Annotated in this window: 29 protein-coding genes; 13 read left to right on the forward strand and 16 right to left on the reverse strand. The window is 63.0% G+C overall.

The annotated features are described in order from the left end of the window. Positions 1-104: 104 nt before the first annotated feature. Positions 105-1,253 (reverse strand): acetoin utilization protein AcuC, encoded by a 1,149-nt coding sequence (locus tag QMG25_RS00870; protein WP_283456383.1) that lies wholly within the window; start codon positions 1,251-1,253, stop codon positions 105-107. Positions 1,254-1,416: 163 nt separating this feature from the next. Between QMG25_RS00870 and QMG25_RS00875 the strand changes: the two genes are divergently transcribed. From QMG25_RS00875 to QMG25_RS00895, 5 genes are read left to right on the forward strand one after another with little or no spacing between them, the layout of a single operon-like run. Further along, positions 1,417-2,805 (forward strand): TrkH family potassium uptake protein, encoded by a 1,389-nt coding sequence (locus tag QMG25_RS00875; protein WP_283456384.1) that lies wholly within the window; start codon positions 1,417-1,419, stop codon positions 2,803-2,805. Then, positions 2,798-3,484, forward strand: coding sequence for a potassium channel family protein (locus QMG25_RS00880; RefSeq protein WP_283456386.1), 687 nt, complete (start codon positions 2,798-2,800; stop codon positions 3,482-3,484). The genes QMG25_RS00875 and QMG25_RS00880 overlap by 8 nt, the downstream gene beginning before the upstream one ends. A gap of 60 nt (positions 3,485-3,544) precedes the next feature. Beyond that, the gene (locus tag QMG25_RS00885; protein ID WP_283456388.1) at positions 3,545-4,042 is read left to right on the forward strand and encodes a methylated-DNA--[protein]-cysteine S-methyltransferase; all 498 of its coding nucleotides are present in this window, start codon (positions 3,545-3,547) and stop codon (positions 4,040-4,042) included. Continuing rightward, the gene (locus tag QMG25_RS00890; RefSeq protein WP_283456390.1) at positions 4,039-4,755 is read left to right on the forward strand and encodes an RNA polymerase sigma factor; all 717 of its coding nucleotides are present in this window, start codon (positions 4,039-4,041) and stop codon (positions 4,753-4,755) included. Before QMG25_RS00885 ends, QMG25_RS00890 begins: the two co-directional genes overlap by 4 nt. Next, a complete protein-coding gene (locus QMG25_RS00895; protein WP_502866318.1) occupies positions 4,742-5,374 on the forward strand; it encodes a methylated-DNA--[protein]-cysteine S-methyltransferase in 633 nt (210 codons plus the stop codon). The genes QMG25_RS00890 and QMG25_RS00895 overlap by 14 nt, the downstream gene beginning before the upstream one ends. A 98-nt stretch (positions 5,375-5,472) precedes the next feature. Here QMG25_RS00895 and proC read toward each other — a convergent pair whose 3' ends face one another. From proC to QMG25_RS00935, 8 genes are all read right to left on the reverse strand, one after another. Continuing rightward, a complete protein-coding gene (proC, locus tag QMG25_RS00900) occupies positions 5,473-6,309 on the reverse strand; it encodes a pyrroline-5-carboxylate reductase (protein WP_283456392.1) in 837 nt (278 codons plus the stop codon). 372 nt (positions 6,310-6,681) lie between these two features. After that, a complete protein-coding gene (locus QMG25_RS00905) occupies positions 6,682-7,533 on the reverse strand; it encodes a sugar phosphate isomerase/epimerase family protein (RefSeq protein ID WP_283456393.1) in 852 nt (283 codons plus the stop codon). 6 nt (positions 7,534-7,539) lie between these two features. Next, complete coding sequence (locus tag QMG25_RS00910; protein ID WP_283456396.1) at positions 7,540-8,526, reverse strand: Ppx/GppA family phosphatase; 987 nt, start codon at positions 8,524-8,526, stop codon at positions 7,540-7,542. Between the two features lie 115 nt (positions 8,527-8,641). Continuing rightward, positions 8,642-11,416: a type I DNA topoisomerase gene (gene topA / locus QMG25_RS00915; protein WP_283456399.1), complete on the reverse strand. Its 2,775-nt coding sequence runs from the start codon at positions 11,414-11,416 to the stop codon at positions 8,642-8,644. Positions 11,417-11,540: 124 nt separating this feature from the next. Beyond that, the gene (locus QMG25_RS00920) at positions 11,541-12,290 is read right to left on the reverse strand and encodes an MgtC/SapB family protein (RefSeq protein ID WP_283456401.1); all 750 of its coding nucleotides are present in this window, start codon (positions 12,288-12,290) and stop codon (positions 11,541-11,543) included. Positions 12,291-12,428: 138 nt separating this feature from the next. Continuing rightward, a complete protein-coding gene (locus QMG25_RS00925; protein ID WP_283456402.1) occupies positions 12,429-14,129 on the reverse strand; it encodes a DUF7059 domain-containing protein in 1,701 nt (566 codons plus the stop codon). Beyond that, the gene (locus QMG25_RS00930; protein ID WP_283456403.1) at positions 14,122-14,652 is read right to left on the reverse strand and encodes a hypothetical protein; all 531 of its coding nucleotides are present in this window, start codon (positions 14,650-14,652) and stop codon (positions 14,122-14,124) included. Before QMG25_RS00930 ends, QMG25_RS00925 begins: the two co-directional genes overlap by 8 nt. Further along, a complete protein-coding gene (locus tag QMG25_RS00935; RefSeq protein WP_283456404.1) occupies positions 14,649-15,068 on the reverse strand; it encodes a VOC family protein in 420 nt (139 codons plus the stop codon). The genes QMG25_RS00930 and QMG25_RS00935 overlap by 4 nt, the downstream gene beginning before the upstream one ends. Before the next feature lie 121 nt (positions 15,069-15,189). Between QMG25_RS00935 and QMG25_RS00940 the strand changes: the two genes are divergently transcribed. Then, the gene (locus tag QMG25_RS00940; RefSeq protein ID WP_283456405.1) at positions 15,190-16,170 is read left to right on the forward strand and encodes a helix-turn-helix transcriptional regulator; all 981 of its coding nucleotides are present in this window, start codon (positions 15,190-15,192) and stop codon (positions 16,168-16,170) included. Positions 16,171-16,251: 81 nt separating this feature from the next. Further along, on the forward strand, positions 16,252-16,569 hold the full coding sequence (locus tag QMG25_RS00945; RefSeq protein ID WP_283456406.1) for a YrhK family protein: 318 nt from the start codon (positions 16,252-16,254) through the stop codon (positions 16,567-16,569). A gap of 65 nt (positions 16,570-16,634) precedes the next feature. Here QMG25_RS00945 and QMG25_RS00950 read toward each other — a convergent pair whose 3' ends face one another. The 4 genes from QMG25_RS00950 to QMG25_RS00965 all read right to left on the reverse strand — a co-directional run bounded on the left by QMG25_RS00950 (position 16,635) and on the right by QMG25_RS00965 (position 19,407). Beyond that, positions 16,635-17,258, reverse strand: a complete 624-nt coding sequence (locus tag QMG25_RS00950) for a hypothetical protein (RefSeq protein WP_283456407.1) — start codon at positions 17,256-17,258, stop codon at positions 16,635-16,637. Between the two features lie 41 nt (positions 17,259-17,299). Continuing rightward, entirely contained in the window at positions 17,300-17,518 is a 219-nt protein-coding gene (locus QMG25_RS00955) for a VOC family protein (protein ID WP_283456408.1), read from the reverse strand. A gap of 106 nt (positions 17,519-17,624) precedes the next feature. Continuing rightward, on the reverse strand, positions 17,625-18,419 hold the full coding sequence (locus QMG25_RS00960) for a helix-turn-helix domain-containing protein (RefSeq protein WP_283456409.1): 795 nt from the start codon (positions 18,417-18,419) through the stop codon (positions 17,625-17,627). 208 nt (positions 18,420-18,627) lie between these two features. Further along, on the reverse strand, positions 18,628-19,407 hold the full coding sequence (locus tag QMG25_RS00965) for an EamA family transporter (protein WP_349307097.1): 780 nt from the start codon (positions 19,405-19,407) through the stop codon (positions 18,628-18,630). On the opposite strand from QMG25_RS00965, the gene QMG25_RS00970 reads away from it, so the two are divergent. From QMG25_RS00970 to QMG25_RS00985, 4 genes are all read left to right on the forward strand, one after another. Next, positions 19,367-19,816: a MarR family winged helix-turn-helix transcriptional regulator gene (locus QMG25_RS00970; RefSeq protein ID WP_283456411.1), complete on the forward strand. Its 450-nt coding sequence runs from the start codon at positions 19,367-19,369 to the stop codon at positions 19,814-19,816. The two genes, QMG25_RS00965 and QMG25_RS00970, sit on opposite strands and share 41 nt — an antisense overlap. A 313-nt stretch (positions 19,817-20,129) precedes the next feature. Then, the gene (locus tag QMG25_RS00975) at positions 20,130-20,621 is read left to right on the forward strand and encodes a MarR family winged helix-turn-helix transcriptional regulator (RefSeq protein WP_283456412.1); all 492 of its coding nucleotides are present in this window, start codon (positions 20,130-20,132) and stop codon (positions 20,619-20,621) included. Positions 20,622-20,822: 201 nt separating this feature from the next. Continuing rightward, a complete protein-coding gene (locus tag QMG25_RS00980; protein WP_283456413.1) occupies positions 20,823-21,644 on the forward strand; it encodes an MFS transporter in 822 nt (273 codons plus the stop codon). Positions 21,645-21,737: 93 nt separating this feature from the next. Next, positions 21,738-22,100, forward strand: a complete 363-nt coding sequence (locus tag QMG25_RS00985) for a VOC family protein (RefSeq protein ID WP_283456414.1) — start codon at positions 21,738-21,740, stop codon at positions 22,098-22,100. 16 nt (positions 22,101-22,116) lie between these two features. Here the strand turns inward: QMG25_RS00985 and QMG25_RS00990 are convergent, their stop codons facing one another. After that, positions 22,117-22,686 (reverse strand): TetR/AcrR family transcriptional regulator, encoded by a 570-nt coding sequence (locus QMG25_RS00990; protein ID WP_283456415.1) that lies wholly within the window; start codon positions 22,684-22,686, stop codon positions 22,117-22,119. A gap of 75 nt (positions 22,687-22,761) precedes the next feature. On the opposite strand from QMG25_RS00990, the gene QMG25_RS00995 reads away from it, so the two are divergent. After that, positions 22,762-23,337 (forward strand): dihydrofolate reductase family protein, encoded by a 576-nt coding sequence (locus tag QMG25_RS00995; protein ID WP_283456416.1) that lies wholly within the window; start codon positions 22,762-22,764, stop codon positions 23,335-23,337. A 44-nt stretch (positions 23,338-23,381) separates the two neighbouring features. On the opposite strand, the gene QMG25_RS01000 is transcribed toward QMG25_RS00995, so the two are convergent. Both QMG25_RS01000 and trhO read right to left on the reverse strand, forming a co-directional pair. Beyond that, positions 23,382-23,867, reverse strand: coding sequence for a tetratricopeptide repeat protein (locus QMG25_RS01000; protein ID WP_283456417.1), 486 nt, complete (start codon positions 23,865-23,867; stop codon positions 23,382-23,384). 64 nt (positions 23,868-23,931) lie between these two features. Continuing rightward, the gene (gene trhO, locus QMG25_RS01005; RefSeq protein ID WP_283456418.1) at positions 23,932-24,825 is read right to left on the reverse strand and encodes an oxygen-dependent tRNA uridine(34) hydroxylase TrhO; all 894 of its coding nucleotides are present in this window, start codon (positions 24,823-24,825) and stop codon (positions 23,932-23,934) included. A 78-nt stretch (positions 24,826-24,903) separates the two neighbouring features. Between trhO and QMG25_RS01010 the strand changes: the two genes are divergently transcribed. Beyond that, positions 24,904-25,617, forward strand: a complete 714-nt coding sequence (locus QMG25_RS01010; RefSeq protein ID WP_283456419.1) for a GNAT family N-acetyltransferase — start codon at positions 24,904-24,906, stop codon at positions 25,615-25,617. The last annotated feature ends 21 nt before the right edge of the window (positions 25,618-25,638 follow it).

Genomic DNA, 25,638 nt, shown 5'->3' on the forward strand with positions numbered 1-25,638 from the left:
GTTCCGGGGAAATCGCTTCAGCGATTTATCCGGCCGGCCGGTGGGTGGGCCCACGCGCCCGAGGGACCCGACGCGAACTTGCGAGCGTTGGGAGGGCGTGGGGCCTAATCGAACCACGGGTCCAGGCCGTACAGGGGAAAGACGGCCTTCCGGGTGGCCATGACGGTCCTGTCCAGCGCATCGGAGGGATTGTAGCCAACCTCCCACGAGCGCCACCAGGTGTCGGCGCCCTCGCCCATGAATTCCGGCGCCACCCTGCCGTATTTTTCCGCCACGTGCTCCCGCCAGGGCTCAGGCACGGGTGTGCGCAGCGGAACCGGCCGTCCGGCCGCAATCGCCATCAAGTGCGACCAAACCCGCGGCACAACGCTGACAATGTTGTAGCCGCCGCCACCGGTGGAGATCCAGCGCCCGTCGCACACCTGCTCCGCCAACGCTGCAATGGTCAGCGCTGCCTCGCGTTGACCGTCAACACTTGTGTTCAAGTGCGTCAGAGCATCGTCACGGTGCGAGTCGCAGCCGTGCTGGCTGAAGATGACTTCCGGTTCAAAGGCTTTGACCAAGGGCGGGACGACGGCGTGGAAGGCTCTGAGCCAACCGGCGTCGGATGTGCCGGAGGGCAAGGCGACGTTGACGGCTGCACCCTGTGCCAGGGGCCCGCCCATGTCATTGGCGAAGCCCGTTCCCGGGAAAAGTGTCATCCCGGATTCGTGCAGCGAAATGGTCAGGACGCGGGGATCGTCCCAGAAGATGCTTTCGGTGCCGTCGCCGTGGTGTGCATCAATGTCGATGTAGGCCACTTTGGACACACCCGAGTCCAACAGCTTGGCGATGGCCAAAGCCGTGTCGTTGTAAATGCAAAACCCGCTCGCCTTGCCGGCGAATGCGTGGTGCATGCCGCCGCCAAAGTTCACCGCACGTGTCACTGTGCCATCAAGCACTGCTTGTGCGGCCACCAGCGAACCGCCGCCCAGCCTGGCACTGGCTTCATGGATCCCGGCAAATACTGGATCGTCCTCGGTGCCAAGGCCGCGGGCCGGGTCGCTGAGCGAGGGATCGTCCCCGACTCGTCGCACGGCGGCAATATAGTCGCGGTCGTGCACGGAGGCCAGCTCGTCGTCGGACGGCACATAGGACTCGACAACCTGCACCTGGGGAAGATCAATGATTCCCAGCTCGCGGGCCAACGCGGACGTGAGATCCAAACGCTTGGGCGACATGGGATGGTTCGGGCCAAAATTGTACGCGGACATGGCCGCATCGCAGACTATGCTTGTCGGGACGGCCGCTGGCCCTGAGCTGGCAAATGATGACATCCATCACAGGCTACCCAAGTCTGGACGCAATTGCCGTATTCGCGGCTTTGCGAAAGTTCATGGCAGGAGGGGCGCAACGGCGTTGACAGCTAATTCAACAGTGACTCGGTGGCTGCCGGACTGGCCCATACGGGTTGTGGTCAGTGTCCGCGACTTCGTCGACAGGGTTGCAAACAGCTCACCGGCACGGTTGGCGCTCATAGTCTTTGCGCTGGTCATCCTCGCCTTCACCCTGACCTTGTCCCTGCCTGCTGCGGCCAGGGACGGTGAAGCCACTGCGTTCCACGACGCGCTTTTCACGGCAGTTTCAGCCGTCTGTGTCACCGGCCTGACAACTGTCTCCACGGCACTGCACTGGTCGTTTTTTGGCCAGTTGGTCATTTTGATCGGCATCTTCGTGGGCGGTCTGGGCATCCTCACCTTGGCCTCGCTGATGTCGCTCATGGTCAGCAAGCGACTGGGCGTGCGCGGAAAACTCATTGCCCAGGAGGCCTTGAGCGCCGGGCGTCTGGGCGAGGTGGGCACCTTGCTTCGCATTGTCATCAGCACGTCGGTGGCCATTGAACTGGTGCTGGCATTGGCACTGGTCCCACGATTCCTGATTCTGGGCGAACCGCCTCCCCAAGCCATCTGGCACTCCGTCTTTTATGCCATCTCTTCCTTTAACAACGCCGGCTTCACACCCCACTCCGACGGCGTGGTCCCCTATGAAGCAGATTTGTGGATCCTGACCCCGCTCATGGTGGGCGGCTTCATCGGTAGCTTGGGCTTCCCCGTGCTGATGGTGCTGTTGGCCACAGGCTTCCGGTTCAAGAAGTGGACGCTGCACGCCAAGCTCACCGTCCAAGTCTCGCTGATGCTCTTGGTGGCCGGCGCCCTGCTGTGGGGTGCCATGGAATGGACCAACCCGGCAACCATTGGCGGCATGAGCGTCGGGGACAAGATCACGCATTCGGTGTTTGCCTCCGTCATGCCCCGTTCCCTGGGCTTTAACCTGGTGGACATGAATGCGCTGCATTCCCCCACCATGCTGCTCACCGACGCCCTCATGTTTGTGGGCGGCGGCTCCGCCTCAACCGCCGGCGGCATCAAGGTCACCACCCTGGCAGTGATGTTTCTGGCCATTGTGGCCGAAGCCCGGGGCGACAACGATGTGAAGATTCATGGCCGCACCATCCCCCAAGGCACCATGCGCGTCGCCATCTCCGTCATCGTGATGGGCGCCACCTTCGTCATGGTTGCCTGCGGACTGCTGCTCGCCATCTCCGGGCAATCGTTGGACCGGGTGCTTTTTGAAACCATCTCCGCCTTCGCCACCGTGGGACTAAGCACCGGTCTCAGCGGCGAGCTCCCGCCGTCGGGCAAATACATCCTCTGCGCCATGATGTTCTTCGGCAGGGTCGGCTCCATCACTTTGGCTTCGGCGTTGGCACTGCGCCAGCGCCGCCAGCTGTACCACTACCCGGAAGAGAGGCCCATCATTGGCTGAGAAAATCGACTCCAGCAACCGTCCGCCGCACAATGCTCCAGTTTTAGTGGTTGGGCTGGGCCGTTTTGGTGCCGCCACGGCCCACCAGCTGGTCAAGCAGGGCCGCGAAGTGTTGGCGATCGAGCGCGACCCGGCCTTGGTGCAAAAGTGGGCCGGCGTGCTCACCCATGTCGTGGAGGCCGATGCCACCAACATGGATGCACTGCGCCAGCTCGGGGCACAGGACTTTAGCTCCGCCGTCGTCGGTGTGGGAACCTCCATTGAATCCAGCGTGCTGATCACCGTGAACCTGGTGGATTTGGGCATTGCGCACCTGTGGGTCAAGGCCATCACGCAGTCGCACGGCAAGATCCTGACGCGCATTGGTGCCAACCACGTCATCTATCCCGAGGCCGACGCCGGCGTCCGTGCCGCGCACCTGGTGGGCGGGCGCATGCTGGACTTCATCGAGTTCGACGACGACTTCGCCATTGTGAAGATGTATCCGCCGAAGGAAACGCAGGGGTTCACGCTGGAGGAGTCCAAAGTGCGCTCCAAGTATGGCGTGACCATAGTCGGGGTGAAGTCCCCGGGGGAGGATTTCACCTACGCGCAGCCGCAAACGCGTGTTTCCGGCCGCGACATGCTCATTGTCTCCGGCTATGTGGACCTGCTGGAACGCTTCGCATCACGCCCCTGACCTCACGTTTTTCGCTTGGGCCGCGTCTACCGGGCAGGAGGTGTTTTGATGGTTAGGCACATGGTTTTTGACTCCCCGCTGGGCTTGCTGACGGCGGTGGAGAATGGCACTGGGCTGCAGGCCGTGTACATGGCTGAGCACAAGCGCCGCCCGGTTTGGGAGATGTTGGGGGATGCAGTGGCAGCGTCGGGTTCGCCCGTCTTGGCACAGACAGCGACGGAATTGGACGAATACTTTTCCGGCGGCCGGCAGGAATTTTCCGTCCCGCTGGCGCCCTGCGGCAGTGACTTCCAGCAACGCGTTTGGGCTGCACTGGGCACCATTCCCTTCGGTGAAGTGCGCAGCTACGGGGATTTGGCGGCTCTGTTGGGCGACCGTTCCATGGCCCAGGCCGTGGGCTCGGCCAATGGCCGCAACCCGATCAGCATCATCGTCCCCTGCCACCGGGTGCTCGGCTCCGACGGCTCGCTGGTGGGCTACGCAGGCGGACTTGAACGCAAACAGTTCCTGCTCGAGCTGGAAAACCCCGCCCGCACCCACACGGGCACGTTGTTTTGAGCACGCCGCCAGCCGGAACGGGCGGAGAACCCGTAGGGACGGCAGGGACGGCGGCGCCCGCAGAGACCGCAGGGACGGCGGCGCCCGCAGGGTCCCGCGTCCAGCAAACCGCAACGCACAGCCCGGCTGCTCCCGCCGCTGCGTTGCCGATTTTTGAGGCGCTGGTGGCACGCCACGGGGCTGCGGTGCTGCGCGTGTGCCGTGCGCTGGTGGGCATGGTTGATGCCGATGATGTGTGGCAGGAGACTTTTTTGGCAGCCTTGCGGGCCTACCCGTCGAGCGGAGAGGTTCGCAATCGCGAGGCCTGGCTTGTCACCATCGCCCGGAACAAGGCGGTGGACCACCACCGCAAAGCCGGCCGCCTGCCCCTCTTGGCGGCCGATTTGCCGAGGCCCGGAGCAGAGGCAGGCCCCTTCCGTCCCCTGCCGGGTTCGCACGGGGGCGACGCAGGGCTGGGAGGAGGGGACGACGTCGTGCGTGCTGTGGAAGCCGGAGAGACGTCCCGGTTGGTATGGGCGGCACTGGCGACGCTGCCGCCCACCCAACAACAAGCGGTGGTCTACCACCACCTGGCCGGGCTGCGCTATGTGGATGTGGCCGCATTACTCGGCAATTCAGAGGCCGCGGCACGGCGGGCAGCGGCCGACGGCATGAAAGCGTTGCGCACGTTGTTGGTGCCAAACGAAGGGACGGAACACGATGGGCGAGCATAAACTACCTGTGGAACTTGCACCAGTGGCGGAGGCTGAAGCTGCCTCGCTTGAGCGGCTGGGCGCGGTTTTCCGGCAAAAGGCTGCGTCCCAGGGGCTGGTGGATGTGGCTTATCGGGTCATCGACTCGCCTGTGGGGCGGCTGTTGCTGGCCGGGACCCAGGCGGGCTTGGTGCGCGTTGCCTTCGCCAGCGAGGGCCACGATGCCGTGCTGGAGTCGTTGGCGGCCACCATCAGTCCGCGCATCCTGGCCGCGCCGGCCCGCCTGGATGCGGCGGCGAAGGAACTCGAGGAATATTTCGCCCGGCGTCGCCGCCACTTTGACCTTGCCTTGGATTTCCGGCTGGCGCACGGCTTCAGGCGTGAGGTGCTCTCGCACCTGCAGGAGATTGGGTATGGCCATACGTCCAGCTATGCGGCCGTCGCGGCCCATACGTCGAGCCCTCGGGCCGTGCGCGCTGTGGGGACCGCGTGTGCCCGCAATCCGCTGCCTCTTGTGGTGCCTTGCCACCGGGTGGTCCGCTCGGACGGCGGCCAGGGTGCCTACTTGGGCGGCGCTGAGGCCAAATCATTGCTGCTGAAGCTCGAAGCGGACGCCGCTGAGGGCCGCTTTCCCTGCTGAGACGCACATATGGTGATCCGCGCCCGATTTAACCGGGCGCGGATCACCATGTCTGCAGCGAAATTGCACGGCACCGCAGTGGCGGACACAGCCAGGAGCTAGTTCTGTCCCAGCTCTGCGGTGATCTCAGCAGCACGGGCGGCTGCCGCCTCGGCTCCAGCCTTCACGATTGCCGGCAAGCCCTGGCGGTCAAAGGTGGCAATGGCCTGCTCGGTGGTGCCCTTGGGGCTGGTCACGGCGCGGCGCAGATCGGAGGCGTTGGCGCCGGGCTCGGCCAGCATCATGCCGGCTCCCGCCACGGTTTCACGGGCCAGCACCTGGGCGATTTCCGGCGCCAGTCCAAGCGCCTCTCCTGCCGCAGCCATGGCTTCGGCCAGGTAGAAGGCGTAGGCCGGTCCTGAACCGCTGATTGCGGAAACGGCGTTCTGCTGCTCCTCGGGAACATCGAGAACCACGCCGGAGCCAGCAAAGATCTCATGCGCGTTCGCCAAGTGGTGCTCTTCAACGCTGGAACCGGCGGACAGGGCAACTACGCCGCGACCAACCTTCAACGGGGTGTTGGGCATCGAACGCACAACGGGCTGCCCCGGCCGCAATCCGCCCTCAATCTGCGCCAGGGAAACGGCGGCGGCTACGCTGATGACAACAGCGTTGGGGTCAAGAGCTTCGGCAACTTCCCGGCACATGTCAACGATTCCCACGGGCTTCACACCCAGGATCACCACGCTGGCGCCTTGGACAGCCTGTTGATTCGCACCGGACTCTTCATTGGAAGCCAGTGCCGTAATGCCGTGGCGCTCAACCAATTCGTTGGCGCGCTCGGGGCGCCGCACCGTCACTGTCACCGACGTCGGGGAAACTCCGGCGGCAAGCATGCCGCCCAGAATTGCCTCGCCCATGGACCCGCAACCAAGAAACACAATTTTTTTCATCATGTCCCCATCATTGCTTTGCCGCGGCAGCGCATGCAAACGAAGCACCAGTTTGCCCCAGCACGCGCGACCCATTTGACACGAATGCCCGGACGCCCTGGACTCCAAAAATAGGTTAATGGCAAACGCACAGCTTGCGTCCCGGCTATTCTCAACCACGGGCCGTAGTCTCTTAATTACCTCATAAGGGTGCGAGTGATGATCGGACTGGTCTTGTCCTGAAGACCAGTCAAATCGCCGGAGAACTCGCCAGTGTTTCCCCCCATCCACTGGCGCAGGCTCTCCGGCGATTTCACGTTAAAGTCACTTTTGCCGCGCCCGTCAACTCGACGCCCGCGGCCAAGCAGGCAGTTGACCGCGCCAGGCGCATGCCTGCTAGGAAAGCGTCTGGCCCAAGTGCACCCGGGCGAATTCCAGCGTTTCAGCCAACCATTCTTCGCGTTGCCCAGCCCCCTTGGCCTTGCGGGTGGAGATTTCGGCGACCACTGCGCCGTCGAACCCGTTGTTGGCGATGTGCGCAAGCACCTCAACACATTCCTGCGTGCCGTGGCCCGGGATCAGGTGTTGATCCTTGGTTGAGGGCGAGGTGCCGTCGGTGAGGTGGATGTGCCGCAACCTCGAGCCCAGGGCCTTGACCGCGTCAAGGCTGGAGGCGTCGGCGGTGGCTGCATGCGAAAAGTCCCACGTGACATCCTGGTAGTCCTGCGAAACGGGGTCCCAGTGTGGCAGATAAGCCAACGCTTCCCGCCCGCGCACGCGCCACGGGTACATGTTTTCAACGGCAATGCGAATGCCGAATGCGTCCGCCACATCGCGCACGCCCTGGGCAAACGTCTCGGCGTAGTCGTTCTGCCAGCGGAAGGGTGGGTGCACCACCACGACGTCGGCGCCGACGTCCACCGCCATCTGGGCCGACCGCTGGACCTTGTTCCAAGCACTTCCCCACACTTGCTGCGTCAGCAAAAGAGTCGGGGCGTGGATGGCGACAATGGGCTGCTCGTAGCGCTCTGCCAACCGATTCAATGCGGATGAATCCTGGCTGTCGCCGTTGTGCGTCACCAGCACTTCGATGCCGTCGTAGCCAAGGTCGGCGGCAATCGCGAAACCGTCATGCACCGACAATGGATACACGGAGGCCGTGGAAAGCGCCACGGGGATTGGGCGCTTGGGGCTCTCCGAGACTTCCTCTGGCTGGTCGTCTGGTGCATTGCTTGGTACTTGCGTCATCTCTGCCTACTCCGTGTCCGAATTTCTCAGCTTACCAACGTGCGCCGGCGGGTCCAGCGGGCCATCAAAAACCAGCTGGTCGAGGCGCCGCAGGATCAGGCCTTCGCGCAGCGCCCAAGGACTGATTTGCATGGTTGTCACATTGAATAATTCAAGGGCACTTTGCGCCACCAAAGCCCCGGCCAACACCTGCGGGGCGCGGGGCGCGGAGACGCCGGGCAGGTACAGCCTGTCGGCGGAGGACATCGCGGAGAGTCGCTGGGACCACAGCCCAAGATCGCTCAGGTGCAGTTCGCGGCGCACGTAGGGCCCCATGGACGACGGCGCAGCCCCCGTAATGCGCGCCAACGCCCGGAACGTCTTGGAAGAGCCCGTGACGATGTTGGGCGCCCCCAGCTCTTGCGTGGCGGCAATGGGTTCCTTGAGCGTTGCCTTGATGTGCTTGCGCAGGTGCTTGATGCTCTTGGCCGTGGGAGGGTCCTCTGCCAGCCACTCGCGGGTCAGCCGCCCGGCACCCAGCGGTACCGAATGCGCCAGGTCCGGGAGTTCGTTGGATCCTTGCGAGATTTCAAAGGATCCGCCGCCAATGTCCAGGTTCAAGATGGTCCCGGCACCCCAGCCGTGCCAACGACGCACGGCGAAGAACGTCATGGCGGACTCTTCCTCACCGGTGAGCTCGGTCAGGCGGATGGTGGTCTCATGCTGGACCCGGGCCAACACTGCGGCGCCGTTGGTTGATTCCCTGATGGCCGAGGTGCAAAACGCCAGAAGGTCCTTGGCCTGGTGCTTGGCCGCAAATTCCCACGCTTCAAGGATGAATTCAATCAGCTCCCGCTGTCCCTGATCGTTGATGTTCCCGTCTTCGTCCAGGTGTTTCACCAGGCTCAGCGGGCGCTTGTGGGAAGCGTAGGGAACGGGGTTGGCTCCCGGGCGCGCATCGACAAGGAGCAAGTGGACTGTATTGGACCCGATGTCGAGCACGCCTAATCTCATGGAACCATTATTCTCCATCCACCCCCTTTCCATGCGAAAGGCCGCCTGCCGGCGATGCAACAATTGTGTTGCATCGCCGACAAGTGGCCTTTTTGAGCCGACGCAAACTGCGAGGCTATTTCTTGGCAGGCGCCTTTTTCTTGGGCGCAGCCTTGGGCGCAGCTTTCTTGGCCGGCGCCTTGGTGGTGCGCTTCACCGGTCCTCGCTCGCGCTTGTCCGCCAAAAGTTCGACGGCGGTTTCCCGAGTCAGCTCCTCAACATCGGTTCCGCGGGGCACGGTGATGTTGGTGACGCCGTCGGTGATGTAAGCCCCGAAACGGCCTTCCTTGACCACAATGCTCTTCCCCGAGACGGGGTCTTCGCCAAACTCGGCCAGCGGCGGCACCGCGGCCCGGGCGCCGCGCTGCTTGGGCTGGGAGTAAATCTCCAGCGCCTGTTCCAGGGTGGTGCTGAAGATTTCCTCTTCCGTGCCGATGGAACGGGAGTCTGAGCCCTTCTTCAGGTATGGACCAAACCGGCCGTTCTGGACAGTGATCTCATTGCCTTCGGCATCTTCACCCAGGACGCGCGGCAGGCTCATGATGGCCAGCGCTTCCTCCAGCGTGATGGTGTCAACGCTCATGGTCTTGAACAGCGAGCCGGTGCGCGGCTTGGCCTTGACCGGCTTCTTCGGCGGCTTCGGCTTGCCGTTCTTGTAGTATTCCACCGGCTGGTTGGCGATTTCCTCGGCCGTCATCTCCGGGATGAGCTCGGTGACGTAGGGTCCATAGCGGCCGTTCTTGGCCACCACGGAGTGCCCCGAAACAGGGTCGACGCCGAGCACGCGCTCCTCGGGGGCTGCCGTGTCCATGAGCTCCTGCGCCTTGGCGGGCGTGAGCTCGTCGGGGGCCAGGTCCTCGGGCACGTTGGCGCGCGCTGCCTCGATGATTTCCCCGGTCTTGGGGTCCAGCGTGGGGACGGTGCTTTCCAGGTACGGGCCAAACTTGCCCACGCGCAGCACCAGGGTGTCGGTGATGGGCATCGAGTTGATGTCGCGGGCGTCAATGTCGCCGAGGTTGTTCACAATGCTCTGGAGTCCGACGTCGTCCCCGTCACCAAAGTAGAAGTGCTTGAGCCAGTCGGAGCCCTGCTCCTGGCCGTTGGCAATCCTGTCCAGGCCGGTTTCCATGCCGGCAGTGAATTCGTAATCCACGTAGTCGGTGAAGTGAATTTCCAGCAGGCGCACCACGGAGAACGCAATCCAGCTGGGAACCAGGGCGGAGCCCTGCTTGCGGACGTAGCCGCGGTCCATGATGGTTGAAAGCGTGGAGGCGTAGGTGGAAGGGCGGCCAATGTCTCGCTCTTCCATTTCCTTCGTCAGCGACGCTTCGGTGAAACGCGGCGGCGGGGAGGTGTCGTGGCCGTTGGCCTGGACATCGGCGGCCGTCAGGGCGTCGTCTTCCTTGACGTTGGGCAGGCGGCGGTCCGAATCGTCGGAGTCGTTGCGCGACTCGTCGCGGCCTTCCTCGTAAGCAGCCAAGAAACCGCGGAACGTGATGACCGTGCCGGAGGCCGAGAACTCTGCATCCTTGCCGTCGGCAGCGCCGCCAGCAGCCGTGGCACCCAACTTGATGGTGGCCGTGGAACCCTTGGCGTCCGCCATCTGGGAGGCGACGGTGCGCTTCCAAATCAGCTCGTACAGCTTGAACTCGTCCCCGCGCAGGGCACTGGCCACCTGGGCCGGGGTGCGGAAGGAGTCGCCGGCGGGGCGGATGGCCTCGTGGGCTTCCTGCGCGTTGGAGCTCTTGTTGGCGTAAACGCGCCTGGCCGTCGGCACAAACTCGGGCCCGTACAGTTCCGACGCCTGGCGGCGGGCCGCGTTCACGGCCTCGTCGCTCAGCGAGGATGAATCCGTACGCATATACGTGATGTAACCGTTTTCGTACAGGCGCTGGGCAGTTGACATCGTCGACTTGGAGGTGAAGCGCAGCTTGCGCCCAGCTTCCTGCTGGAGGGTCGACGTCGTAAACGGCGGCGCCGGACGGCGGGTGTACGGCTTGTGCTCCACGGAGCGGACGGCAAAGGGCGCGTCCTGCAGGCCCGTGGCCAGTGCCTTGGCGGCCACCTCGTCCAAGTGCGTGACGTTCTTGCCTGTCAGCTCGCCCTTGTCGTTGAAGTCGCGGCCGGAAGCCACGCGCAGACCGTCCACGGCGGCCAGCTTGGCGTTGAATTTCTCACCGGTTTCAGGGGTGAACGTGCCGGCGAGGTCCCAGTAGTTGGCGGACCGGAACGCCATGCGCTCACGTTCACGCTCCACCACCATGCGGGTCACCACGGACTGCACCCGTCCGGCGGACAGTTTCGGGGCCACCTTGCGCCACAGCACCGGGGAAAGCTCGTAGCCGAACAAGCGGTCCACCACGCGACGGGTTTCCTGCGCGTCCACCAAGTCGGTGTCCAGTTCGCGCAGGTTTCCCATGGCGCGCTGCAACGATTCCTTCGTGATTTCAGCAAACGTCATGCGGTGCACGGGCACCTTGGGCTTGAGCACCTCGAGCAGGTGCCACGCGATCGCCTCGCCTTCGCGGTCCCCGTCAGTTGCCAGGTAAAGTTCGTCGGCGTCCTTGAGCTGCGCCTTGAGCTCGGCAACCTTCTTTTTCTTGTCCGGGGAGATCACATAGTACGGCTTGAAATCGTGGTCAAGGTCGATGGCGAACTTGCCGATCGAGGTCTTCTTCAGTTCCGCAGGGAGCTCGGAAGGCTGCGGGAGGTCGCGGATGTGACCGATGGAGGCCTCGACGACGAACCCCTCGCCCAAGTACTTGGCGATGGTCTTGCTTTTGGCAGGGGACTCGACGATAACGAGCTTTTTGCCGGTCTTGGGCTTGCTGGCTGCTGCCTTGCTGGGCACGGTACTCCTACAGGGAATGAACGGGGACGAACGGCGTCCCCCAGAGCCTAGTTCACCATATTTTTGCAGTGAACGCGTATTGTGCAAAAAATCGAAGACAAAATTTGCGGCCTAAACACCGCTGCTATTCGTTCTCGTCGTCAAAGGAAATGGCCTTGATGGCGGGCAGTGCCGAGAGCTCCTGCAGGAGCGTGCCGCGTGGTGCCAGGCCTTCGATTTCCAGCTCAACTTCAACGAGATCCGGCCCGTTGGGGACGCTTTCCTCATTCAGCGCCCGGCCCAGCACCCCGCTGCCCAAGTGTTCCATCGGCCGGGTGGTAAAGCCCTGAATCTGAAAGCCAAGGTTCGTGCAGCTTTGCAGGATTTCCCGCAACGCCCCCGTCCCGTCCACATACGTCACCTGCAGCGCGTGGTAGCGCCGCCCCGACACTCGCAGCCGGGCAATGACCTTGGCATACACCACAACCACCAGAAAATACGCGCCCGTGGTGAACGCGGCCGGCAGCAACAGCCCGGCCCCGGCCGCCGAGCCCACCGCTGCCGTGAGCCAGATCGAGGAGGCAGTGGTCAGCCCGCGCACCTTGTTCCTGCGCACAAACACCAGGCCGGCGCCAATGAAGCCAATCCCCGTCACAATCTGTGCGGCCACCCGCGAGGGGTCAAGCCGGACAAGGTTGGCCTCAAGCACATCGGAAAAACCATATTTGCTGACCACCATGAACAGTGCCGCCCCCAAGCCCACCAGCGCGTGGGTGCGCATGCCGGCTGACTTGTTGTTGATCTGCCGTTCCAGCCCAATCAAGGTGGGAAGCACCACGGCGGCCAGCAGGCACAGCAGGATGGCCCACCACGGGGCGTTGCTTCCCAGGACCATGGCGACTCCTCAGCGTTGCTCCCACGGTACCCCCACCACAAAACCCCCACCACAAATTCGAGTTTGCAGTAGTTGGCAATGTTTCCGTCAAACATTGCCAACTACTGCACACTCGAATCCCCTGGGCTGGCTGCAGGTTTAGGCAGGGAGCAGGAAGCCGTCCCTGACCAGGTTGCACACCTCGCCGTAAAGGCTTTCGGAGAACTCGTCGTCGGGTCGTTCCAGCAAGGCTGCGAGCGCGCCGATCAACTGGCCCACGGTGAGGTCGCCGTCGCTGGCGGAGACAAATCCAGCCAGTTCAGTGCTGAGCAGGTTGGTGCGGCGCAGCCCCGCGCCTTGCCGCAGCAGGATCACCCCGGGGTGTTCGGCGCCCGGGCGTTGGTGGCGTTCCTCGGTGACGTCCCCGGCCACCACCAGCAGTTCGTCCAGGATGGATTCGCGCGCATCCAGCCAGGCTTCACGGTCCAACGTGGCGGCCAGGTGCGGGCCCACAGGCTGTTCGACGGGGTAAAGGATTTCCTCAAAGCGGGTGTCGGTGCTGAACTTGCAGCCGTGCGCCGCGTCCATGCCGGCGACTCCCTGGACTCGGGATTCCAGGACCGCGGCTTCCGGCCGTCGCAGCAGGATGTAGCCAAAGCCCACGCCGGCCACGTTCCGGGAGGCAAAATCGAGCATGTAGTCCTCGTAAGCGGCGGCGTAGGCATCGGAGTCCCGTCCCTGTGAGGCGTCCTGCAACCAGGTTTCGGCGTAGCTGCCCGGGCTGACCTGCTCGCGCTGGATGAACCAGGCCTGCACCCCTTCCCCAACCCACTGCCGGGGGCGGGCGGACCACGCTCCGGGGGCACCGGCGTCGTCCTTGGTAACCTCCCAGTTGCCCAGCATTTGGGCCGTCCCGCCGGGGGCCAGGATGCTTGGCAGCTCGCGGACAAGGCTCTCCACGATCGCGTCCCCGGCCAGTCCGCCGTCGCGGTAGGTGAACTGTTCGGTGCTGCGCTCACCGCCGTGCCGGGGCGTGATGACGAAGGGCGGGTTGGAGACGACCAGGTCGAAACTCTCCCCGGCGACGGGTTCCAGCAGGCTGCCCAGGCGCAGGGACACGCGCGGATTGGCGGTGCTTGGCTCGAAGTCGGCAGGGCCCAGGCCCAGCGCCGGGGCGTTCAGGAGCAGGTTGAAGCGGGTGAAGGCCAGGGCGCGGACGGAAATGTCGGTGGCCACGACGGTTTTGGCGTGGTGCAGCAGGTGGAACAGCTGGATGCCGCAGCCGGTTCCTACGTCCAAGGCACGGTCCACGGGGCGGCGAATGGTGCCTTGGGCCAGCGTCAGCGACGCCTGCCCAATGCCCAGGACGTGGTCGTGGCGCAGCACGCCGGGGCGCTGGTGGGCGCCGAGGTCGCTGGCCACCCACAGGTTGGTGTCTTCCCCGCCCTCCTCGGCGGCCGGCCAGCCATAGGGGCGCAGGTCGATGGCGGCGCGCACCATCGCCGTGGTTTTCATGTTCTTGCTTGTGCTGTCCGTGCCGGGCACCGCTTCAACGATTCCCATGGTCGTCAGCGTCTTGATGTCGAGGCTGGGCAGGGCCGCAGCGACTTCCTCGGCGGGGATGCTGTGGGCCAGCAGCCACAAGCGCACGACGGCGGCCAACGGCTCCGCACGGCCGTGCAGCACCAGCGCGGCCGGCACCGTCTGGTCCCGGCCCAGCGCTTGGTGGGCTTCCTCGCCCAGGAGCTCCGCCACGCCGTCGACCGTGTAGTCAAGGGCCAGCAGATCGGCAGCGAGGGCGGTCAGCAGGTCCGGGATGTCGCTGCGTGGTGCGTCCGGCACGGTGGAGAAATCAGTCATGCACCAAGCCTAACGAGTCCGGCATGGGCCCAAGCGACGGCCGCGGCGAGCTCGTTGGGAGTGTGCCGTGGCTGTTGTTGTAGGTTTTGCCCGGCTTGGGGTGGGTGAATTTGAGCGCAGACCATGTTTCGTCCACCCTCAAGCAGGTGCTTTCGACCAAGCCGTGCGAATACCCGATCCTTACGACTGCGGCAAGGGTGAGGTCCGTGCCATGCTTCCTTGCCTTGGGCCACGACACCCACAGCATCCCGGATTGCGCCAGGTGCGCCTTGAGCTCGGGGAAGGCGCTTGTCATCTCGACTTGTGTGGTGGTGAACAGATGCAGGTAGTCGAACCCACCGTTTGCTTCGGGTGGGATGGCGAGCGGGGGCAGCTGCATGGCCGACACGGCGGAAGGCGGCGCTGCCAGCAGGAAGGCGCGGTTTCCCGGCTCGAGGCCCATTTTCTGCGCAACTGTTCGTACAGGACGCTCAGGGGGCTCAGGGTGCTGTGCACTTTCAGGGGTGGATGAGGCATTGTTCATGACGGGTTCCTCCGAGCTTGGATTTCCAGGTAATGCGGGTTGGCCATGATGCCCAGGACGTTGCCGAAAGGGTCGATGAACGACGCGGTGGAGAAGCCGGATTCTCGTTCGGTCAGCGGTTCGTACACGGTGGCCCCCATTGCCGCCAACTGTTCGACGGTCGCAGCGAGGTCGTCAACATGCCAAAACGCGACGGCCCCGCCCGGAACGTTGGCTGCGCCAACAGGCGCGTACTGGCGATCGATGATGCCAAATTCGTCTTGGTCGTCGCCCACTCGAAACTCGATGTACGCCGCCGGTGCGGGCGGTGGCGGAAAGGCATAGTACGGATCGACGGCCAGCAATTCGGTGTACCACTTCGCTGCAGCGGGCACGTCGTCCGCATAGAAGCTGATGGTGGCTAATCCTCGAAACATCGTCTTGGTCCTTTGCTCGGGGCGGTGGCTCAAGAGATGGTTGGACCGCCGCAGTGGTAATCACAAGTATGGCCAGGAAAAGTGCTCATCCTGTGAGCACTTTTAGTGGGAGACTTGTGGCATGCGCGCAGACAGGCTGGTAGCCACGTTGTTGCTGATGCAGGCCCGGGGCAGGGTCACCGCCGCCGAGGTCGCGGCCGAGCTTGAGGTCTCTGTTGCCACCAGCCGGCGCGACTTTGAGGCGCTGTCCGTGGCAGGAGTCCCGGTGTACCCGCAGCCAGGCCGCGGCGGCGGGTGGTCGTTGCTCGGCGGCGCCCGCACGGATCTGACAGGCCTCACTTCCAGCGAGGTGAAGGCCATCTTCCTGCTCATCGGGGCCGCAACAGCGCTCGACTCCGCGGCCCGATCGGCGCTGCAAAAGCTTGTTCAGGCGCTGCCGGAGACCTTCCGCGCCCAGGCCCACGCCGCCGCCACGGCCCTCATCGTCGATCCCACGCCGTGGGGTGAAACCGACCGGCCCCGCCCCGAGCGCGTCGACCAGCTGCAAGCCGCCGTGGTTGCCCGCCGCAAAGTATCACTGGAGTATGAGAACCGCGTCCACGAAAGAACACGCCGATTGGTCGACCCGTGGGGCGTGGTCAACAAGGACAGTGTCTGGTATCTGGTCGCCGGAACCGAGGCCGGACAGCGGACATTCCGCATCGACCGCATCATTGAGGCAACCGTTACCGAACTTGCGGCTGAGCGTGCCGCCGACTTCGAACTGCCTCGCGAGTGGGGCTTGGTCGTCGACGAAGTTGAGCGGCACCGCTCGATCGTCTCGGCCACTATGCTCGTCGATATCCGTCTGCTCCCAGCCTTTCGCGAATACTTCGGGCGGCATTGCCAAGAGCTGGGCCTCGATGAAGGCGGACGGGTGCAAATGCGTGTCACGGCGCAGATGGCACGCTCGATCGCGGAACAGCTCGCTGGCTGGGGCGGCGCTGTCGAAGTGCTGGAACCCGAAGCCGTCAAGGCTCACCTTGCCCGCCTCGGCTCGGAACTTGTGCAGCTGTACCAGCCAACACCGTCGCGCAACCCAACGCCCACCGCCGAGAATTGATGGCCCGTGGTGCGGGCTGTCGCGTCTGACAGCGGGCTCGGCAAGAAGGATCAATCACTCGATCGGCAGTACGATTGACCCATGGATGCCACTTCAGCTCAAGCCGGTGGGGGCGATTCCGGCGGCCCGCTGATTTTGCATCTGGGACCCGAAGAGCTCGTCATTCGCCAGCGCTACGAAACGATCAGCATCGTCAACGATCTACTGATCGGGTGTTGGTTTCTGGTGGGGAGCTTCTTTTTCTTTTCCCCGTCGCTGACCAGTATCGGTACGTGGTTGTTCGTGATGGGCAGCATCGAAATGCTGATCCGACCTGCGATCCGTTTCACGCGGCGGGTGCATTTGCACCGCTATCATCCGACTGTCCCTGGAAGTGGCGACGGCGGCCACGACTTTTAGCCTGGCGTCGCAATCGCCAATTCAGTCCCCCGGGGTTCGCAGCAGCGTGGCAGTCGGTCGCGGCATCAGGCTCCTTCGTTTGGGTCTGCATCGACGAAGCGCCAGGAGAGGAAATAGCATCCGTAGTAGGCGGTGATCAAGGCGAAGCTGCAGCCTAGAAGACCACGCACAACCACCGGGTCCAGTCTTCCTTGAGCGATCAGGGCGATGCCGGCGAGGCCGACGGCGACGCCTGCGCTGCCGGCGATGACATGCACCGTGCGATCGCCGGGGCGGATGAAGATGAAGAAGTGGGCGCCCACAATCACTGCCACCAGCGGCACAACATACTGGGGCAGGTGCAGGGTCAACAATATGAACACCGTTGCCACGATGGCCACTGTTTCCGCAATCACCGCCACCACGAATCGTGAGTCCGAGGGTGCCGACAGGCGGGCAGAGTTGCTTGGCGCCGGGTCGGTCTTTCCAGCCGGGGACGGGGCACCCGCCCGTGTGCTGCGGATGAAGAAATAAACTGCTGCAACGATCAGCACCCATGCTGCGATCTGCAACGCCAAGACCCCGCTGGCCAAGCCCAACATCGACCAAGCGCCGGTGAAAACAGCCATGGTGACAAGCCCGCTTCGCCGCGCTCGAACAGCGCCGGGGCTCCGGGTAATTTGTCGGCTGAGGACAGACGTGACGTTCATGCGGTCCATTGTAGGGCCAACCACATGCCACCTGCCGTTTGCTACTCCAGCGCTGTCCCGAACCACCAACGGTGGCCCTCGGGGTCGCGAACACCGTATTCGCGGCGTCCGTAAGGCTGGTCCTGCGGTGTGTGCTCGATCACCGCACCCGCCGCGCGAACACGTTCATAGTGCGCGTCCACGTCTTCAACGAGGAACGTGTGGGCGGACTCGATATCGGAGTAGACCAAGACGGGCGTGATGCTTGATGTGGCGGGCATTGTTTCCTCTCCTTCACTCAATGGACGGGGACCGTCGTCGTCGTATGAAGAAACACTACGGCCCCCACCGGTTCCTCGATTGGATAAAAGCGACCTCAGCCGCACCTCAGGGTCGGCCGGTCCCCGCCAAGCTGTTCGGAGTGGATCCGGTGAATTCGCGAACCTCGCGAATCAGGTGGGACTGGTCGGCGTATCCGTGCCCAGCGGCAAGACTCGCACCGTCCATCCTTCCGGTGCGCAACTCGGGCAGCACCGCGTTGAACCTGGTGATGCGGGAAAGTTTGTGCGGGGTCAGTCCGAGTTCGCGACGAAACGACCGGATGAAGTGTCGCTGGCTCCACCCGACCTCCTCTGCCAGGTCCCTGATACTGAGCATTCCTTGCCGGGCCGTGATGCGGCGCCAGGCCCACTCGATGCGGGGATCGACATTGGTCTGGTCATCGTGGCGCCGCAGCAGTGCCGCATCGAGTAGCTGGCAACGGGCGGTCCAGGCGCTTTCCGTGTCCAGGCTCTCGGCGGCCCCCGCCGTGAACGGATCCAGCAGGTCGCGGAGTGCCACGATCGACCCGGTCAGCTCCCCCAAGGGAATACCGAGCAACCGACGCGCTCCCGGAGGCGTCAACTTCATGTCCAAACACTCGATGGCTCCGTCGCGTCCGATGACATCGAACGTCTCGCTCAGACCCGCAACAAAGGCCGACGGGTGCCCGCCGAAAGCGTCACCCACGTTGATGATCATCGTGACCATCCCGTTCGGATACTCGACCCAGCTGTCTTCGCCCGTGGAGTCCTCGACGAAACCGACATGGGGGCGGGCGAAATACTTCCGCAGCGAAGGATGAACCGGCACCATCTGCAGGTGTTGGCCGGCAACTGGCGCTCCTGCTGTCACGCGAACCATCGAAACAACCTTCCGCTTTTCACCCTCACGCTAGCAACATCAATCAGCCCGGATCAATGGCCAGTGGCAGTTTTTCGGGACAGAATGCGCCGGACGAGTAGTAAAAGAGGTCCATGCTCCGACTCGCTCAGATTGGATGCCCGACGTCGAACGTGGATTCGACGGCTGACGGGGAGGTGGCGCTAGGCCTGAGGAGCCTGGCTCAGCGCTACGCTTCACGCCTTTGGTGACGATCGCGGCCGAGCAACCCGAGGAAAGCAGTGGTGCTCGCGGGAAGACGGGATATGCCGTGAAACCACATGACGTAGGCAAAAGCTGTGCCGACGACGGCAAGGTAGGTGTAGCCGACGACGTTCAATGACGTCAGCGAAGTGGCGGGACGCCCTTCGAACGCGAGCATCACGATGCAGAGGGTGAGCCCTCCCGTGATCAGTTGCCACGATGTGGTGGCCAGTGGGGACGCGGGCTGTCCCCACTTTTTGGAAAGGACGATCCCGGTAGCCATGGAAAGAGCCCCGCCGACGGCTGCCAGGATGCCGATGGCATCCAGTCGGGCTTGTGCTTGCAGCGTTATGAGGCTCACCCCCAAAAGGCCCGTCATGCCGGCCGCAACAACCCGGGCGGTCAGCCGCTCATGGAGAACCCGACTGGCCAGGAACGCGACGACAAGGGGCTGGATACCGCCAACAATCGCGGCGACACCGCCCGGCAGCCGGTAGGCCGCGATGAACAGCAACGCAAAAAAGGCCCCGATGTTCAAAATCCCCAGAATCCAAGACTTCCACCACCATTCGCCCCTCGGCAGCCGACGGCACATCAAAAGGAGCAGCATTCCGGCAGGGAGCGCGCGCAATGTTGCGGCGAGGAACGGGCGATCCGCAGGCAGGAGCATAGTGGTTGTGAGGTACGTGGTGCCCCAAAGCGCGGGCGCAAAGGCGGTGGTCAGGATGGAGAAACCCGGCCTGGACGTCTCCCCCATGGCTGTCATTGGCCGGCTGAGCCGCACGGCACTCACCGTCGAATCCCGTCTGGCGGACACCTTCGCACGGCATGGCCTGGATGCGTCGTCGTTCGATGTGCTCGCTACACTGCTGCGCAGCGGCGCCCCGTACCGGATAGCCCCAGCCCACTTGGCACAAGCAGCAATGATCTCCACGAGCGCGGTGGCGCAGGGCCTGAACAAACTGGAAAGCCGCGGGCTCGTCCGGCGCGAGATGAACCCGAATGACGGCCGCGGCACACTTGTTGCGCTCACCGATGCCGGAAAGGAACTTGTCGAGAAAGCCTTGCCCGACCACCTCGAAACGGAACGGGCCATCGTTGCCACACTTAGCCTCGAAGAGCAGGCAGTCCTTGCGGGGCTGCTGCGCCGGATCGATGATGCGGCAGGCTCCTGAGAGCGCCGTCGACCCTTGCATGCGTCCGGCGCCCGCGCCCCTCGGAAATGAACCGCCCAACCCTCGAAAAAGTTGCCCTGGGCATATCCAGGCACGTTCCTGGTAGGCGTTGAACACTCAATCCGCCAACTCCACGGCTGCAACAAACGAGGCCATGTATACGTATCGAAAAGCCTTCATTCGGCGAACTTACCAGCGGCAGCAGACGCCCATGCGATTTGTCGACAGGCCTCGAAAGTTGCCTCCCCCATGAGAAGCATCCGCGTCTTCGCGGGAAGTTCCTATATTCCATGAGCTCTGTTATATTAGTGCTGTGATAAATAATGAAGACCCGACCAAAGAGAGCATCATCCGTCCGCTGAAGCGCCTGCTGGACAGCATGGACGATGACATCGCCCTCATCTACAAGGACCGCGGAATCGAAACGGTGCGGCCAAGGTTCAGCATGGCCCTAATCCGTCTGCAACACCTGGGCCCCCTGACTGTGAAGGAGCTCGCTACACAGATCAACGTCACGCATTCCGCGATGAGCCAGACCGTCGCGGCGATGAAGAAGGACGCACTGGTGGAGAGTTCTCCTGGCGCGGATGCCCGGACTCGCACGATCGAACTAACTGCACAAGGACAATCCCTGATTCCATTCTTGGAAGCCGAATGGCGGGCCACCGAAACAGCCATTCAGGAACTCAACAACGAGCTGCCCTACGCACTCACCCAGGTCGTCCAAGACATGCAAGCCGCCCTGGCCAAGAGGCCGTTCCACCAACGGATAGCCGACCATCTCGAGGCTGCGCACCAGGAGTGACATTGCTCGACCGGGCCATCGACACGCGCCCGCTGCGGGACGCCACATTTCGCAAGCTTTGGATCGGAACATCCCTCCAGGCCGTGGGTGGCCAGATCACAGTTGTCGCCGTGCTCGGGCAGCTGTGGAACATGACGCACCACTCTTTCTGGGTGGGCGTTGTTGGGCTGAGCAACGCAATTCCATCCGTTGTCTTGGCCCTTGTCGGCGGCACCCTGGCAGTCCGGCCCGCGCACGTTCGTCTCACGCATTCTTCCCGAAGACCAGGCTGGCGCCGGAGTTGCCCTCTCCCACCTCAACTTCCAGACCAGCATGCTCACCGGACTGGTTCTTGCCGGCCTCATCATCGCGGGGTGGGGCCTTGCTGCCTGCTATGTCGTGGAGGCACTGGCCTGCTGTGCAGCACTTTGCGGAATCGCCGGCTTGCCAGCGCTCAAGCCACTTGCACAAACTGGACGTGCCGGCGTTCGAGCCATTGGCGACGGAATGCGGTTTATCGCCTTGTTTCCGGCCATGAACGAAGAACGCTTCGGCGGCAACCCTGAGACCTTGGGATTTCTCCTCTCCGCCATCGCCATTGGCGGCATCTGCGCCAGCGCTGCCTCAAGCGTTGTCACCGGCAGCTCACGGACCGGTCAGGTTCAGCTTCTCGCCACGGCCTGTTGGGGAGCATCCTTGGCCATGGCGGGGCTCTCCTCCGGCCTGTGGCCCACGCTGACCTTCCTTGCGATTGCCGGCGCGGCAGACACAGTCGCCGTCGTCTCGCGAGGGACGCTGCTCCAACTTGCCACTCCTGATGCCTTGCGGGAACGGATCAGCGCAGTTGAACAGGTGGTCGGCGTCGGTTCACCACAGCTGGGAAACTTCCTTGCCGGACTGATGGCCGGCTTCGGTTCACCCACAGCCACCTTGGCGGCAGGTGGGGGCCTCTGCGTCCTTGCAGTCGGCGGTTTCGCGCTGAGAAATACGTCGCTGCGTGCCTTCGCCCTGAGTGGGCGCCCCGCAAGGCCCCGTGAGCACTGACAGGAACTGTGCCCGCCGTTGCTCGGGCCGAAAAGTGCGCCGCTACCAGCCCGTACCTCGACGGGCTCCTGCGGTTGCGCCACAATGGGACTAATGGATGCCTCCCTGCGAGTTGAGTTGTTCCCCGGAGACGTGGAATTGACGACAGAATTCCACGAACGCTTGGGCTTTCAAGTGACCGATCGCAGGACTCGGCCGCCACGCTACGCGTCGATGCGCATGGGCAGCGTCCGGATCGGCGTATGCCAGGCCAACCCCATCGATCCTGCGCGGCGCGCCCACCCTGTCATGACTGAATTGGTCGTCGAGGTCGACGACGTGGTTGCCCTTCGCGACCAAATCGTCGATAAGGGAATCACTCTCGCCGAAGACCTCCGCCATCGGGATTGGGGGCTTGTCGATTTCCGTGTCACGGATCCCGATGGCTACTACCTCCGATTCACCAGCCGAGCCTAGCGCGCAGGCGGTGTGTTCAATCCGGCAGAAGCCGCTCAACAAGAGTGTGGATGCTGGAGTAGGGGTCCCGATCCGCGTCCATGGGCGTTGTTAGTGCGTCAAAGACGAGTCCGTCCATTGCATAGTGGAACAGGGCGATTTCTTCCGCCCCTCCTGGCAGCCCGGCCGCCACATTGAACTCGACGGCGGACGCGAAGCCGGCACGCCGCCAAGCCGAGATCACGTCGGCCACCTCGTGGCGGCGAGTTCCCTCAAGGCGCAGCTCGAAGAGCGCGATCGTGACCTCCGGGGAGGCGAGGAGACGATCGACGATGTCGCGCATGTACGCCTCGAAGAGTTTCCGATCGGGGAGTTGTCCACCCAGCTCCCTGTGCGCGTCGGGGTCCGGCATCAACCTTTCCTCGATCCGTGCGACCAGCGCACGGATCAGGGCACTGCGGGAGCGGAAGTAGTTGGAAGTCGTCCCTTGGGGAACACTGGCACGGCGGTCGACGGCACGGTGCGAGAGTCCGCGGGCCCCTTCGGCGGCAAGAACCAAGATCCCGGCATCGGCGAGGGCTCGTCTGCGGTCATCATTCCTTGCCATGCCAACAGGCTAGCGCAACCACTACAGATGCAGTATATTTTCCAATCACTAGCGAAGTGGTGAATGGAGACTTTCATGCGAGATGTGACCTACTACGTTGCTACCAGTCTGGACGGGCGGATCGCAGCCCCCGATGGAGACTTCAGCGCGTTCCCCGAAAGCGGAGATCACATGAAGGTGATTCTGAACGACTTCATCGACACCATCCCGGCCCATGTCCAATCTGCGCTCGGGTTGCAGTCGGATGGCTCCAGGTTCGACACCGTCATGATGGGATGGGACACCTACACGCCCGCGCTCCATGCTGGCATTAGGAGCCCCTACCCGCATTTGAAACAGTTCGTGGCGTCGCGGCAGCCCCGGAATGTTCCGTCCGACGTGACGGTCAGCCCCAACCCGCTTGCCACGATTCGCCAGCTCCGCATGCAGGAAGGAACGGGAATCTGGTTGGCGGGCGGCGGCACCTTGGCTGGTTCGCTTCTCGACGAGATCGACCATCTCGTCCTCAAAATCAACCCGGTCGTGCTCGGCGACGGAATACCCATGTTCGGCGGCGCAAGCTACAACCCTCGTCTTTTCCAGCGCACTCGGTCACGCACATTCAATTCGGGAGTGATCATCGCGGAATACTCGCGCTCCACAACCTGGTAACCGGTTGTGTGGCGCTACTCGGCGGAGGAAGCTTTTTCGCTTCCCTACAGTGAGCGGATATACGCTGCATTGCCATTGATCGCAGGTTTGTATCGATCGATGTCTGGAGTTCGAACGAAGTCCGCTGTCAGGTCGAGCAGGGATGCAATGGCTTCATTTGATCGCCCCGCGGCATGGAACGTGATGGCCTCGAATACCCCCAATGCCGCGGACTCGGGAAACTTCTTGCGAGCTGCCGCAAAAACCTCGAGTGACTTCTCGTGATCGCCCACGTTCCGCAGTGTCGAGCCGTACTGGACGTAGCACCGGCGAAGCAGGTCACCTTCCAGCCCTGCTGCAAGGGCCTTCTCGTAGAATCCCTGCGCAGTTGCTTCCTGGCCGGCCGTGTCATATGCTCCGCCGACTTCGTAGAGCACGCGGGCATTCTTGGGATGGGAAGCGTGGATGGGGAGCAAGGCGTCGATGGTTGGCTGCATGTTGCTGCGGTCCCGCGCATTGAAAAGACGGTCCAGTTCGTCATCCAAAGTCATGCCGCCCATTCTTGCATGCCAACGTCGGCGACCGGGGCCCTGGAAAGGGCGGTGGGCCCACTGATCAGTCGGTACAGCCCTGGAGACAAAGCAACGTTTCGGGATTGCTGGCGCAGCCCACGCAGTACAGGTTCAAGTTTCGGCAGCTGAGGTTGGAACAGTTTTCAAATTTGTTGCTGGGCTTGTTGCATCGGATGCAGTGGCCGATTTCCTTGGCCTCGTCGCTGAATTCCATGTGCATTCGCTTGTCGAAGACATAAAGCGAACCTTCCCACAGGCCTTTGTCCTTGAACGTTTCCCCGTAGCGGACAATGCCGCCGTCCATTTGGTAAACCTCTTTAAAGCCGCGGTTCACCATGAGGGAACTGAGGACTTCGCAACGGACGCCCCCGGTGCAGTAGGTCACTACCGGCTTGTCCTTGAGGTCGTCGTACTTGCCGGAGTCCAGTTCATTGATGAAGTCGGCGGTGGTGGCGACGTCCGGAACAATGGCGTCCTTGAACTTGCCAATCTGGGCTTCAAAGGCGTTGCGACCGTCAAAAAACACGACTTCCTCGCCGTGGGCACCCTTCTCCGCGACCAGTTCGTGAAGTTCTTCGGGTTTGAGGTGGGTGCCGCCACCCACCACGCCGTTCTCGTCGATTTTGAGCTCGCCCGGCGCGCCAAAGCTGACAATTTCCTCACGAGCTTTGACGCTCAATCGAGGGAAGTCCTCCCCTGTGCCGTCGGACCACTTGATGTCCAGGTTCCTGAAGCCCGTGTATTCACGGGTGGTTTTCAGGTACTGTTTGAGGTCCTTGATGTCGCCTCCGACAGTGGCGTTGATGCCGTCCTTGGAGATGATGATGCGCCCCTTGAGGCTGAGCTTTTCGCACAGTGCGCGCTGCCAAAGCTTGATCGCTGCAGGATCATTGAGAGGGGTAAAGCCGTAAAAGAGCACAATTTTGTTCAAAGACACGTGTTAAAGCGTACTTCGTTCAAACAAATGACTCAGGGCTTGTCTGCCCCCGTCCCAATCCCGACATAGGCTGGAGTCATGATGGTTGGTTCCACGGAGCTCGCGGCCCGCGCTGCAGCATGGTTTGCCGGCTGGAGTGCGTTGCGGAGCTACCAAACCCGCTCCGGTCCAGGCTTCTTTGCAGCCATGCGGCTGGACAGCACCGGCGACTGGGAGTATTTCTCCTGTGCTCCGACGCCGGCAACGTTCGCCACCGTGGCTGGTGAAGTAACGGAGTCCGCCCACCGTGCACTGTGTGTTTTGGGTCCCGATGTGCACCACTACGTAAAATTGGCGCACAAGTTCGGACTGGGAATGGTGTCAAATTCCGAACACCTCATGGAGTGCGCCATGGAGACCCAGGACAACCAGGATCCGTTCCTGGGCGACCCGGAGCTGTCCCTGGTGGTCAAGACACTGGGCGGCAAACGCAGCGCATCTGCCTGCGACGCCCGTTTCTCTGTCGCCATTGTCAAGGGCCAAACGGTGCTGGCCAGCGGCAGCGTGGGCATTTACGGTGAGTATGCCATCTTCGACGGCTTGCAGACCCATGCCGACCACCGTCGCAGCGGCTTTGGCATGCTGATCATGAAAACACTGACGGCCAAGGCCCTTGCCTACCCTGTGGCAACTGGGCTGATGTTGGCCAGCACAGGGGGGCAACGCTTGTACACCAAACTTGGCTGGCGCAGCCTGAGTCCCATCACTGTCCTGGTACCCAAGGAACGGCTGACGGAGATGGCCAAGCTGTGAGGCCCGCGGTGGCACAATGAT

Source organism: Arthrobacter sp. H35-D1, from assembly GCF_030063185.1.
In the GTDB taxonomy this organism is placed as follows: Bacteria; Actinomycetota; Actinomycetes; order Actinomycetales; family Micrococcaceae; genus Specibacter.

What these genes read in the sequence shown, in the direction of transcription:
- QMG25_RS00870 (WP_283456383.1), bottom strand. Translation starts at nt 1,253, where the DNA reads ATGTCCGCGTACAATTTTGGCCCGAACCATCCCATGTCGCCCAAGCGT.
- QMG25_RS00885 (WP_283456388.1), top strand. Translation starts at nt 3,545, where the DNA reads ATGGTTTTTGACTCCCCGCTGGGCTTGCTGACGGCGGTGGAGAATGGC.
- QMG25_RS00895 (WP_502866318.1), top strand. Translation starts at nt 4,742, where the DNA reads ATGGGCGAGCATAAACTACCTGTGGAACTTGCACCAGTGGCGGAGGCT.
- proC (WP_283456392.1), bottom strand. Translation starts at nt 6,309, where the DNA reads ATGATGAAAAAAATTGTGTTTCTTGGTTGCGGGTCCATGGGCGAGGCA.
- QMG25_RS00905 (WP_283456393.1), bottom strand. Translation starts at nt 7,533, where the DNA reads ATGACGCAAGTACCAAGCAATGCACCAGACGACCAGCCAGAGGAAGTC.
- QMG25_RS00910 (WP_283456396.1), bottom strand. Translation starts at nt 8,526, where the DNA reads ATGAGATTAGGCGTGCTCGACATCGGGTCCAATACAGTCCACTTGCTC.
- QMG25_RS00920 (WP_283456401.1), bottom strand. Translation starts at nt 12,290, where the DNA reads ATGGTCCTGGGAAGCAACGCCCCGTGGTGGGCCATCCTGCTGTGCCTG.
- QMG25_RS00925 (WP_283456402.1), bottom strand. Translation starts at nt 14,129, where the DNA reads ATGACTGATTTCTCCACCGTGCCGGACGCACCACGCAGCGACATCCCG.
- QMG25_RS00930 (WP_283456403.1), bottom strand. Translation starts at nt 14,652, where the DNA reads ATGAACAATGCCTCATCCACCCCTGAAAGTGCACAGCACCCTGAGCCC.
- QMG25_RS00935 (WP_283456404.1), bottom strand. Translation starts at nt 15,068, where the DNA reads ATGTTTCGAGGATTAGCCACCATCAGCTTCTATGCGGACGACGTGCCC.
- QMG25_RS00940 (WP_283456405.1), top strand. Translation starts at nt 15,190, where the DNA reads ATGCGCGCAGACAGGCTGGTAGCCACGTTGTTGCTGATGCAGGCCCGG.
- QMG25_RS00945 (WP_283456406.1), top strand. Translation starts at nt 16,252, where the DNA reads ATGGATGCCACTTCAGCTCAAGCCGGTGGGGGCGATTCCGGCGGCCCG.
- QMG25_RS00950 (WP_283456407.1), bottom strand. Translation starts at nt 17,258, where the DNA reads ATGAACGTCACGTCTGTCCTCAGCCGACAAATTACCCGGAGCCCCGGC.
- QMG25_RS00955 (WP_283456408.1), bottom strand. Translation starts at nt 17,518, where the DNA reads ATGCCCGCCACATCAAGCATCACGCCCGTCTTGGTCTACTCCGATATC.
- QMG25_RS00960 (WP_283456409.1), bottom strand. Translation starts at nt 18,419, where the DNA reads ATGGTTCGCGTGACAGCAGGAGCGCCAGTTGCCGGCCAACACCTGCAG.
- QMG25_RS00970 (WP_283456411.1), top strand. Translation starts at nt 19,367, where the DNA reads ATGGAGAAACCCGGCCTGGACGTCTCCCCCATGGCTGTCATTGGCCGG.
- QMG25_RS00965 (WP_349307097.1), bottom strand. Translation starts at nt 19,407, where the DNA reads ATGACAGCCATGGGGGAGACGTCCAGGCCGGGTTTCTCCATCCTGACC.
- QMG25_RS00985 (WP_283456414.1), top strand. Translation starts at nt 21,738, where the DNA reads ATGGATGCCTCCCTGCGAGTTGAGTTGTTCCCCGGAGACGTGGAATTG.
- QMG25_RS00990 (WP_283456415.1), bottom strand. Translation starts at nt 22,686, where the DNA reads ATGGCAAGGAATGATGACCGCAGACGAGCCCTCGCCGATGCCGGGATC.
- QMG25_RS00995 (WP_283456416.1), top strand. Translation starts at nt 22,762, where the DNA reads ATGCGAGATGTGACCTACTACGTTGCTACCAGTCTGGACGGGCGGATC.
- QMG25_RS01000 (WP_283456417.1), bottom strand. Translation starts at nt 23,867, where the DNA reads ATGACTTTGGATGACGAACTGGACCGTCTTTTCAATGCGCGGGACCGC.
- QMG25_RS01010 (WP_283456419.1), top strand. Translation starts at nt 24,904, where the DNA reads ATGATGGTTGGTTCCACGGAGCTCGCGGCCCGCGCTGCAGCATGGTTT.